The 10,371-nt window shown below is 44.7% G+C and carries 11 protein-coding genes; all 11 read left to right on the plus strand.

From position 1 onward, the window contains the following. A partial coding sequence (locus H5T41_10115; GenBank protein ID MBC7109117.1) for a hypothetical protein occupies positions 1-575 on the plus strand: 575 nt, incomplete at its 5' end. A gap of 57 nt (positions 576-632) precedes the next feature. Continuing rightward, positions 633-1,259 (plus strand): GntR family transcriptional regulator, encoded by a 627-nt coding sequence (locus H5T41_10120; GenBank protein MBC7109118.1) that lies wholly within the window; start codon positions 633-635, stop codon positions 1,257-1,259. Between the two features lie 76 nt (positions 1,260-1,335). Continuing rightward, the gene (locus H5T41_10125) at positions 1,336-2,664 is read left to right on the plus strand and encodes an extracellular solute-binding protein (GenBank protein ID MBC7109119.1); all 1,329 of its coding nucleotides are present in this window, start codon (positions 1,336-1,338) and stop codon (positions 2,662-2,664) included. Between the two features lie 80 nt (positions 2,665-2,744). Then, entirely contained in the window at positions 2,745-3,644 is a 900-nt protein-coding gene (locus H5T41_10130; protein ID MBC7109120.1) for a sugar ABC transporter permease, read from the plus strand. Between the two features lie 62 nt (positions 3,645-3,706). Then, the gene (locus tag H5T41_10135; GenBank protein MBC7109121.1) at positions 3,707-4,507 is read left to right on the plus strand and encodes a carbohydrate ABC transporter permease; all 801 of its coding nucleotides are present in this window, start codon (positions 3,707-3,709) and stop codon (positions 4,505-4,507) included. Beyond that, positions 4,504-5,562, plus strand: a complete 1,059-nt coding sequence (locus H5T41_10140; protein MBC7109122.1) for a Gfo/Idh/MocA family oxidoreductase — start codon at positions 4,504-4,506, stop codon at positions 5,560-5,562. Before H5T41_10135 ends, H5T41_10140 begins: the two co-directional genes overlap by 4 nt. 14 nt (positions 5,563-5,576) lie before the next feature. Next, positions 5,577-6,875, plus strand: coding sequence for a neutral/alkaline non-lysosomal ceramidase N-terminal domain-containing protein (locus H5T41_10145; protein ID MBC7109123.1), 1,299 nt, complete (start codon positions 5,577-5,579; stop codon positions 6,873-6,875). A gap of 22 nt (positions 6,876-6,897) precedes the next feature. Continuing rightward, positions 6,898-7,689 (plus strand): glucosamine-6-phosphate deaminase, encoded by a 792-nt coding sequence (locus H5T41_10150; GenBank protein MBC7109124.1) that lies wholly within the window; start codon positions 6,898-6,900, stop codon positions 7,687-7,689. A gap of 6 nt (positions 7,690-7,695) precedes the next feature. After that, positions 7,696-8,448 (plus strand): SIS domain-containing protein, encoded by a 753-nt coding sequence (locus H5T41_10155; GenBank protein MBC7109125.1) that lies wholly within the window; start codon positions 7,696-7,698, stop codon positions 8,446-8,448. Positions 8,449-8,516: 68 nt separating this feature from the next. Continuing rightward, a complete protein-coding gene (gene nagA / locus H5T41_10160) occupies positions 8,517-9,743 on the plus strand; it encodes an N-acetylglucosamine-6-phosphate deacetylase (protein ID MBC7109126.1) in 1,227 nt (408 codons plus the stop codon). After that, the coding region (locus tag H5T41_10165) for an SDR family NAD(P)-dependent oxidoreductase (GenBank protein MBC7109127.1) at positions 9,740-10,371 on the plus strand (632 nt) is incomplete at its 3' end. The genes nagA and H5T41_10165, both read left to right, overlap by 4 nt.

Here is a 10,371-nt window from a genome sequence, read left to right on the forward strand (position 1 = left end):
TTGCGAGCCTAGCCCCGCGCTTTCCCGGAGCCATGGAGAAAGCCGTGGACTATAAAGGCGATCTCGAGGAGTTTCGACGGTCGCTGCGCGCCCATGCCGCTATCGCCCGTGCTTTCGGCCCATACAGGATAAGTCTCCATTCAGGATCGGATAAATGGAGTCTTTATCCCATTTTGGCCGAGGAAACCGAAGGTTTTTGGCATGTGAAGACGGCGGGCACCAGTTATCTCATCGCCCTCGAAGTTTTGGCACGCGTTTCTCCTGCACTGTTTCGTGAGATTTTAGTTCTTGCTTTCGAACGATATCCTGCGGATCGCCAAAGCTATCATGTCAGCGCTGATCTTCACAGCCTGCCAGACTTTCAATCGCTGAAGGATTCGGATCTTTCTGAGCTCTTTAAAGACCCGAGAATTCGCCAAATTTTGCACGTGACATTCGGTTCGGTTTTACAGAAGTACGGTACGGATCTCAAATGCGAGCTTTTGGCCCATGAAGCAGAATACCATGAAGGGTTGGCCCAGCATTTAGGGCGCCACTTGCAAGCATTAGGAGTCACGCGCAATCGGTCAGGATAGCCCTTAGGGACAAATGTCCTCTTGACAAAGAGCTGTATATGATGTATTTTATTTTTGATGGAAGTAAAGACTTTAGCTGAGCGGGTGTATGATTACTTGCGAGATCGTATCACGAGTCTTGATTCAAAACCTGGGGAAAGGATTGACATTAAGAAAATTTCTCAAGAACTTTCAATAAGTCAAACTCCAATTCGTGAAGCTCTACACAAACTTGCTGAGCAAGGGCTTGTGGAAGTGAGGCCGTACGTAGGGTATTTCGTGACACAGCTTAGTCAGCGAGACATTCAGGAACTATTTGACCTTCGGAAATCATTGGAGATTTTGGCATTGCAATATGTTTGTCAAAATGCTAGCCACAAAGAAAAGGCTCAGGAACTTTTGGAAAGACTTAATGATCTTGAACAACACGGGTTCCCAGTTGAAGAAACACAAAAGTTTGACGAAGATTTTCATCTTGAATTCTTAATAAAAGGTGCTGGAAATAAATGGTTGCAAAAGTTTGCTAATGGGGTGATGGATCTTATCAAGCTAACAACACGACTTTCTCTGAATCCAAAGGCTGCGTGTATAGAACACCGTGAGATTTTATTGGCTATTAATCAAAATAATGTTAGGAAAGCTGTTGTAGCTTTACAGGCCCATCTTGAACGGGCAAAGCGTGATGCTTTAACAAAAAGGGGGTGAGAGTCGGGAGTAAACGATGAATATTAGCTGGAGAGCAAGGATTAAAAAAAGGGGAAAATGAACGAGAAAAAGAAAAATGAATGAGAAAAAGGAGGGGAAGATGTTGAAAAAATGGTTGGTTTTTGGAGTTCTTCTTGTCGGTATTGGTGCTGTTGTGGCGGCAGAAGAAAAGCCGTATGCTGGGACAAAAATTGTTGTGCTATCAGCTAGTGATGGAGCCCCTGCAGAAAGGATAATCAGTCCATGGATACCTGTATTTGAAGAGAGGACAGGTATAAAAGTTGAATTTGTCGAGCTTGGATTGGATGCACTACATACGAAGCTCGTTACGCTTTTCGCAACCAGAAGCCCTGAAGTGGATGTTGTATGGACTTATGCAGCTTGGACTGCGGAATTTGCCGCGGCTGGATACTTAGAAGACATCACTGACTGGATCGACGACGAAACAAAATCAGATCTGACCGGAGCTATGGTGGCTGTTACTTACCGCGGTCGGTTATATGGCTTACCAAAATTTGGCAGCATGCGCTTTTTCTATTGGAATAAGCTCATATTTGAGCAAGCAGGTTTGGATCCCAACACCCCCCCTAGCACGTGGGATGAATTTGTACGAATTGCACAATTAACTACTAAAGATACCGATGGTGACGGAGTAATAGATCAGTATGGGTTCCTACCTACAGGTTTAGCAGAAGGCGAAAACGCTGTTATGGACTTTCAATTGTTATACTTACTTTGCGGGGGAGGAAAGTTGTTTGACGAAAACGACCAGCCACTTTTTGATAATGAGATCGGAGTAGAAGCCCTAAAAAAGTATGTTGCACTCTATGATGCTGGTGTAATTGATCCTGCAGCCTGGACTATTCGTAGTGGGTCAGATCGTCGTGCAAGGTGGATGCTGGGTAACGTGGCAATGGTTTTTGAATGGCCAGCTCTTTGGAAACTAGCGAATGATCCAGCTCGTTCAAAGGTAGCAGGGCATGTAGGAATTGGTTTGTTGCCAGCTATAAAAACTACTGCATCCCTAGATGGATCTGAAGGATATGCTATTAGTGTGTTTTCACGTAACAAAGCCGCTGCCTTTGAATTCCTCAAATTTGTTGCAAGCCCTGAAGTTCAACGAGACATTGCGCTGCGTGTAGGATGGTTACCAGTGCGTCAAAGCGTGTACAGTGATCCTGCAATCAGGACACATCCAACCTTATCTGAAATGTTCCGAGTCGCTGAAGAGTTCTTTGCAGGGGGTTATCCAATCGACAGATTTGCTGCCCCGTATGCGCAAGAAGTTATAAATGAAGCACTATGGCCTGCCATTGTTAAGGCTGTAAAACATGAAATGACCCCTGAAGAGGCTTTGAAATGGGCTGCTGATAAAGCACGGGATATCGTTCAAAAATATCGTTAACTTATACTAATATAATGGTGTGCGCAGGGGTATTACATAAGTACCTCTGCGCACACCATTTGATGAAATTGATGAAATTGATGAAAATGAAAAGGATAACAAGCAAGGCCAGGGAACAAATTGCACTAATTGCCTTTTTGTTGCCAAGCTTGCTCATTTTGTTAGTTATGGGAGGGTTCCCGTTTGTTTATTCATTGTATCTGAGTTTAACACAAACTGTCCTTTCGAAGCCGCCACCGTATCCATTTATTGGTTTACAAAATTACTGGGCACTGTTTCAAGACAAAGTTTTTGTAAATAGTCTTTGGAAAACTGCCTATTTTAGTAGTTTGATGGTTATAGGAATACTTATGTTCGGTCTTTCCATAGCCTTGCTTCTAAATTGCCCGTTTCGCGGAAAATCTGCTATTCTTGCATTATTACTCTTGCCTTGGGCAGTGCCAAAGGTTGTTAATGGGCTAATTTGGAAGTGGATTCTCGATGGTAATTACGGAATATTTAATGCAATATTACAGAAACTAGGCATAATTAGCGAATACAAGTTTTGGTTCATGGAAAGCCCACTGCTTGGACTCGCTATGTTTGCAGTAGTATCTATTTGGAAAGAGTCATCGTTTGTGGCAGTGGTTATATTAGCTGCGCTACAAACTGTGCCAAAAGAGTTATATGAAGCAGCTGCCATAGACGGTGCAAATTGGTTAGGACGGTTTTGGCATGTAACCATTCCTAATATACGTTCAGCATTGCTAATTGTACTTATTTTAAGTACATCTTGGGCCGTAAAAACCTTTGACCTGGTTGCAGTGTTAACTGGTGGAGGGCCGGGAGACCAGACAATGTTGACGTATTATTATGCATATCTTTTAAGTTTTGATTATTTGGATTATGGAAAAGGAGCAGCCGCGGCCTATGTTGTTTCATTCATCTTGTGTATAATGGCAGTTTTGTATTACAAGTTATTAAAAGGGGCAAAAGAATGATGAGAACCATAATTGTAAAGCAGTATTACTGGTATCGGATCCGTAAAGTAGGGTGGCAATGTATGATTTATTTAGGTGTGAGTGTGCTATGTATGTGGATCTTGGCTCCACTAGTATGGACAGCTTTGACAAGCGTTCAGTCATATGCTAATTTGACAAGTGTTCCACCTAAAATTAGTTTTCGGGAATTTGAAGTATATTATTATCGATGGCTTTTTACAGATGAATTATTTCGTCGTGCTATAATTCAAAGTGTATTATGTGTTACATGTGCAACATTTTTTGCAACTATTCTTGCTGCAATGGGTGCTTACATAATAGGCGTTTATCGCATTCGAATGCGCACATTGTTTTTATTTAGTTTGCTTTTTATTCAATTAATACCTGCTTTGGCCTTGTTAATACCTTTGTTCATATTATTAAAAATGTTAAATCTTGTTGATACATTTTGGGGGCTTGTTCTAACGTTTTTGTTATTTCAAACCCCTGTAGCGATATGGATTTTGCGAGGTTTTTTTGAAGCGATTCCACACGATATTTTTGATGCCGCAAAGATCGACGGATGCAGCAGATTGGTTATGTTTCGAAAAATTGCATGGCCATTAGCTAGACCTGGAATTACGGCTACAGCTTTATACACGTTCATAACGGGGTGGGGGGATCTTTTGATCCCGCTTACAGTAGGGATTTATCGGTGGCAGCTATTAACAGTGTATGCGTCGGCATTTGGAGGCCTCTACCAAATCGATTATGGTGGTGCAACCGCGGTTGCAACGCTGACAGCAGTTCCTACAATTGTTCTCGCCGTAGTCTTTCATAGGAAACTTTTGCAAGGGCTGACCGCAGGTGCCATCAAGGGGTGAGCAATAAGAAAGGGGTAAAAATGGCAGCAAAAAATGGTGTTATAGGAGTAGGGGTCATCGGGCTTGGTATAATGGGGCAGCTTCATGCTCGAATTTATCAAGAAATGCAGGATACACAGCTAGTAGGGGTGATGGACTCTGACGTTGCTAAGTGCAAAACTGTAGCTAATGAGCTAGGAACCAAGGCGTTCTGCACACTTGATGAGATGCTCTCCGACCCATCTATAAAAGCTATAAGCGTAGCAACACCAGATCATGTGCACTACCAGATTGTAATGGCGTGTTTACAAGCTCAAAAGCATGTTTTGGTGGAAAAACCGCTAGCCACTAATTTGGAAGAAGCACGAAAAATGGTCGAAATGGCTAAAAAAACTGGTTGTATACTAATGGTTAATTATAACAATAGATGGGGGTTACTTTATCAAATCACTAAAAAGTTAATCGACGACGGAAAAATCGGGGAAATAATGTGTGCGTACGCCAGAAAATACAATAACATTACTGTTCCAACACGCATGTTAAAATGGGCATCTTATACATCATGTGTACATTTTCTTGCTACTCATGACATTGATATGGTTTTATGGTTTTTAAACTATCCTAAGCCCATAGAAGTTTATGCCATTGGTTGTGAAAAAGTGCTAAGGCAACAAGGAATACACGGGCCTGATTTGGTTCACGCTATGGTTCGTTTTGATAACGGTGCTTTTGCAACCTTCGAGTGTGGATGGATTTATCCGCCTTCATATCCCACACCAACAGAAGCGTATATGCACATAATAGGGGCAAAAGGAGTAATTCATATTGAGCGAAGAGAAGAAAATATATTTGTTTCTACGTATGAAGGCGTCCAATTTCCGCGAACTTGTCTAGGAGGTGAAGTTGATGGCCGATACCAAGGAGCGCTACGCTCAGCTCTTGAGCACTTTATTCGGGCGGTAAAGAGTGGTCACCAGCCTGAAACGTGTGGCGAGAGAGCTTTGATAGCTGTCGAAATAGCAACCGCGATTCACAGATCTCTAGAAGACAAACGGCCAGTTAGCTTACCCGTTTAATTAAAGGGGTTTGGATGGTGCGCGTAGGGCTAAAGCGTGTAAATATTACGCCTCCTATAGGGACACCGCTCGGCGGCTATATTGCTAGAAAGGGGGTGTCGCAGGGAATACACGATGACCTTTACGCCAATGCGCTGGTATTGGAGTCCAGGGAGGTAGCTCTAGCCCTGGTAACATCGGATTTGATAGGCTTGCCTCAAGAGTTGGTGCATAAAATCAGGCTTAACGTGCAAAAGTTAACAGGAATACCATCAAATCATGTATTGGTTGCGGCTACTCACACCCATTCCGGCCCTGATATCCTGATGGGTTACCAGGGAATGGCTCCTGAAGCTTACGTAGAAGTGTTGATGGCTACAATCGTTGGTAGCGTCTACGCGGCCTGGCGTAACTTACATCCAGGTGAAATAGGAGTAGGACAGGGCTGGATCGAAGGGATCGGGAAAAACCGGCGGACTCCAACCGGTACCCCGGTAGACCCACGGGTAGGAGTTTTGACAATAAACATTAATAAAAAGCTTCATGGAATATTAATAAATTATACGTGCCATCCGGTAGTTCTTGGGCCTGATAATTTGTTTATAACTGCTGACTATCCTGGCTATACAGTAAGGGTGATAGAACGCGCTCTCGAGGGAGTAATGGCTATGTTTACCAATGGGGCGGCCGGTGACATTAACACAGGCCACTCTGCTGAACATAGTGCGCTTGGGGAACGTATAGCTGGCCGAACGTTTGATCGTGCTGAAAAACTGGGTACAATGCTGGCCGGCGAAGTTTTGAAAGTGCTTGGAATGATCGAGCCTAATTCAAATATTGCTGTCGCCGTAAGGACTAGAGAAATATCTCTTCCGCTGAAGCCATTGCCCTCGTTAGAAGAGGCAGAAGCCTTTGCAAAGCAGAAAGAGCAGACTTTAAACGAGTTGCTAAGGAGAAAAGGACCATCAGAGCTAATAACAAAAGCCAGGGTAGAAAAACTTTATGCTGATCTTTTGCTAGAACGAGTTCGCAAAAGAAGCCAACATCCACATGAAACGTTTAAATATGTAGAGCTTCAAGCTGTCAGAATTGGGGATTGTGCATTACTGGCGTTTCCAGGCGAACTTTTTGTTGAGATTGGTTTAGAGATAAAGACAAAGTCACCTTTTAAATATACATTTATCATAGGCTATGCAAACGGATATGTAGGCTACGTTCCCACTAAACAAGCGTTTACAGAAGGTGGCTATGAAGTAGTCGCAACTGATTTTGCTCCTGAAGCTCATGAAATTATTGTTGAAGAGTCATTGGAGTTACTAAATGCGCTTACGTAAAATGTGTTAAAAAGGAGGAGCAATGAGCTTGGAAGTCAAACCAATTGTGAAAATAAAAATAGACAATTTAGTGGTCGAGGTGTACAGAAGTCGAGAGGAAATGGGAAAAGCTGCGGCTGCGTTCACAGCCGCTGTTGTTCAAAAGTTGTTAACCAAAAAGCAGCAAATCAATATGGCATTTGCTGCTGCTCCTTCCCAAAATGAATTCTTAGACTGCTTAGTCACAATGTCAAGCATAAAATGGGAATTTATCCGCGCTTTCCATCTTGATGAATATCTAGGACTGCCTTTTGAAGCGCCGCAACGCTTGTCACAGTATCTTCGTAAAAAACTATTTGATCGAGTACCATTTATGGAAGTGCATTATATTGTGCCTGAGAGTAAAGCAACGCCAGAGGAGATATGTGCTCGTTACCGGGAGCTCTTGGACCGATATCCATTACATATTGCGTGTATCGGTATAGGAGAGAACGGCCATATTGCCTTTAATGACCCACCAGTGGCAGACTTCTGTGACCCATGCAAAGTCAAGGTAGTCCGTTTGGATGAAACTTGCCGTCGCCAACAGGTCAATGACGGATGCTTTGCCACCTTGGACAAAGTTCCTACACACGCTATTACCCTTACGATTCCCGCTATAATGGAAGCTAAAACAATTGTATGTGTAGTGCCGGGGAGGCGAAAACGTGAAGCCATTAAAAGAGCCCTGGAAGGGCCGATTACTACGGAGTGCCCTGCAAGTATTTTGCGTACACATCAACATGCTACCTTGTTCCTTGATAGCGAGAGTGCTTCTTTAATCCTTGGGAGGTGATCGCCGATGTCCAAATATACGGAAATTTATAAAGATACAGTGATTAGCCTCCTTCAAGAAATCGAGGAACAAGAGCAAGAAGCTATAAACCGAGCGGCTGATTTAATGGCTGAAACGATCAAGAAAGACCAACTAATTCATGTTATTGGCCCCGGGGGACACTCCAACATAGGAGCTTATGAAATGTTTTATCGAGCTGGCGGATTGGTCCCTGTAAACGCAATCCTTGATCCGGGAACCTTGTTAAGCATGGGAGCAAGACGTTCTACTATAATCGAGCGCACCCCTGAATATGGCCGAGCCGTCTTGGAGGCTTTTGATGTTGATGACGGTGTTTTGATAATTGTGAACGCCTACGGAATCAACGCGATGTGCATAGATGTAGCGCTTGAAGCGCGGAGACGTGGTGTGCCCACCATAGGGATAACCAGCCGAGCCTTTGCTGAAAAAGTCCCTCCAGACCATCCAGCTCGACATCCTTCAAAGAAGAATTTGTTCGAGGTTGTAGATGTGCACGTAGATTGTCATATGCCTTTCGGAGACGCTGTGGTATCGATCGAAGGACTTCAGCAAAAAGTAGCTCCTGTATCCACATTGGTTAATTGCTTTACCTTAAATCTTCTTGTCATCAGAACGGTAGAGAAATTACTTGCGCAAGGGATTATACCTCCTGTGTGGGTTAGTGCTAACGTTCCGGGAGGCGATGAGGCAAACAAAAATTACATTGAAAAATACAAAGGGCGCATTCGCTTGTTGTAAGTCGCGAATCAAAAACTTGGGCTGACTTTCGCGGGAAAGAATGTTTTTAAGTCGAGAAGGAGGCGACAATGGCTTTTTGTCTGTCAGGAGGCACCGTTTTTACCCCACTACGGACCCTCAGCCCAGGCATTGTAGTTGTAGAAAAGGACCGCATTGTTGCGGTTGACGACGAGACCTTAAAAGTTGAAAGTGGCTTTTGTGAAATTGACGTTAGTGGATTATATATTTCTCCAGGGTTTATCGACATCCATGTACACGGCGGTGGAGGTTATGACGTAATGGACAGTTCTTTGGACGCTCTCGAGGCGATTGCCCAAACACACGCTCGTGGTGGTACCACGACTTGGTTAGCAACGACGCTTACGGCTCCAATTGACCAGATTTGCGATGCTCTCGAAACTATCCAAAAAGCTATGGAAGCCTCTGTTTGTGGGGCTAAATTACTTGGCGCGCATCTTGAAGGACCCTATTTACACCCTGAACAAGCTGGCGCTCAAAACACTGCGTATCTTAAACATCCAGATCCGGCTGAATACAAGGAGCTACTAGACAATTTCCCGTGTATTAAACGAGTGTCGGCTGCCCCGGAACTTCCGGGCGGGTTAGAACTTGGTCTGGAGTTGCGGCGACGAGGCATTTTGGCCTCTATAGGTCACAGTAATGCTACATACCAACAGATTTTAAAAGCAGTGGAAGCGGGCTTTTCACATGTGACGCATCTTTATTCTGGAATGTCCAGTGTGCGCCGAATAAATGCTTACCGTTTTGCTGGAGTGTTGGAAGCGACGCTCCTTTTAGATAGCCTGACTACAGAAATAATCGCTGATGGACACCACCTGCCACCTAGCTTGATGCGTTTAGTTTTGAAAACAAAAGGGACGGAACGTGTCTGTCTTGTGACAGACGCCATGGCTGCTGCTGGATTAGGGCCTGGAAGATACAAACTGGGAGGTTTGGATGTGGTGGTTGAGGATGACGTGCCCGATGAGTATGAAGTTCGTCTTGAAAAAGGGAATTACGTAGCTAAACTTGCCGACCGCAGTGCCTTTGCCGGCAGTGCAGCTATGATGAACATGTTGGTACGGAACATGGTTCATCTTGTCGGGTTACCACTAATTGAAGCCGTGAAGATGGCGACTTGGACACCAGCGCGGATTTTGGGCATTGGTCATGAGAGAGGGCTTCTTGCACCAGGAATGAAAGCAGATCTTGTTGTGTTTGACGAGGAGTTCAATGTGCGGATAACAATTGTGGAAGGAAAAATCGTTTATAAAAAAGGTGGCGATGCTCTATGATGCAAGAGCTCTATGGTAAGGTGGCAGTCATCACCGGGGGTGGAGGTGTTCTTCCCTCGGCCATCGCCGAGGGGTTGGCTAAGGATGGGGTGCGTTGCGTGCTTTTGGATTTGGCCGAGGAGAAGGCACAGGCGGCGCTTGAGCGCGTTCGCCAAGCAGGCTCGGATGGTTTAGCCCTTAAAGCCGACGTGCTTTCCCGTGCGGATTTGGAAAAGGCTGCGGAGCAAACTTTGCGGAGCTTCGGTCGAGTGGATTTTCTCATCAACGGTGCCGGAGGTAATCATCCGCGGGCCACCACGTCCAAGGAGATCCCATTCTTTGATCTCCCTGAGGACGCGGTGCGGTTTGTGTTCGACCTTAACTTCATGGGAACTTTTTTGGCCTGCCAAGTGTTCGGAAAGATCATGGCTGAACAAAAAGAAGGGGTGATCCTGAACATCGCTTCTATGAATGCTATTCGGCCTCTTACCCGTATTCCCGCGTACTCCGCAGCCAAAGCGGCCGTGGCCAACTTCACCCAGTGGTTGGCCGTTCATATGGCCCAAGAGTATTCCCCAAAAATCCGCGTTGTGGCCATTGCTCCGGGTTTCTTCCTCACCGAACAGAACCGCTACCTCCTTCTTGATGA

The organism is Methanomassiliicoccales archaeon, from assembly GCA_014361295.1.
In the GTDB taxonomy this organism is placed as follows: Archaea; Thermoplasmatota; Thermoplasmata; order Methanomassiliicoccales; family JACIVX01; genus JACIVX01.

Coding starts and splice junctions, on each gene's coding strand:
- H5T41_10120 (MBC7109118.1), top strand. CDS start 633: ATGGAAGTAAAGACTTTAGCTGAGCGGGTGTATGATTACTTGCGAGAT.
- H5T41_10125 (MBC7109119.1), top strand. CDS start 1,336: ATGAATGAGAAAAAGGAGGGGAAGATGTTGAAAAAATGGTTGGTTTTT.
- H5T41_10130 (MBC7109120.1), top strand. CDS start 2,745: ATGAAAATGAAAAGGATAACAAGCAAGGCCAGGGAACAAATTGCACTA.
- H5T41_10135 (MBC7109121.1), top strand. CDS start 3,707: ATGATTTATTTAGGTGTGAGTGTGCTATGTATGTGGATCTTGGCTCCA.
- H5T41_10145 (MBC7109123.1), top strand. CDS start 5,577: ATGGTGCGCGTAGGGCTAAAGCGTGTAAATATTACGCCTCCTATAGGG.
- H5T41_10150 (MBC7109124.1), top strand. CDS start 6,898: ATGAGCTTGGAAGTCAAACCAATTGTGAAAATAAAAATAGACAATTTA.
- H5T41_10155 (MBC7109125.1), top strand. CDS start 7,696: ATGTCCAAATATACGGAAATTTATAAAGATACAGTGATTAGCCTCCTT.
- nagA (MBC7109126.1), top strand. CDS start 8,517: ATGGCTTTTTGTCTGTCAGGAGGCACCGTTTTTACCCCACTACGGACC.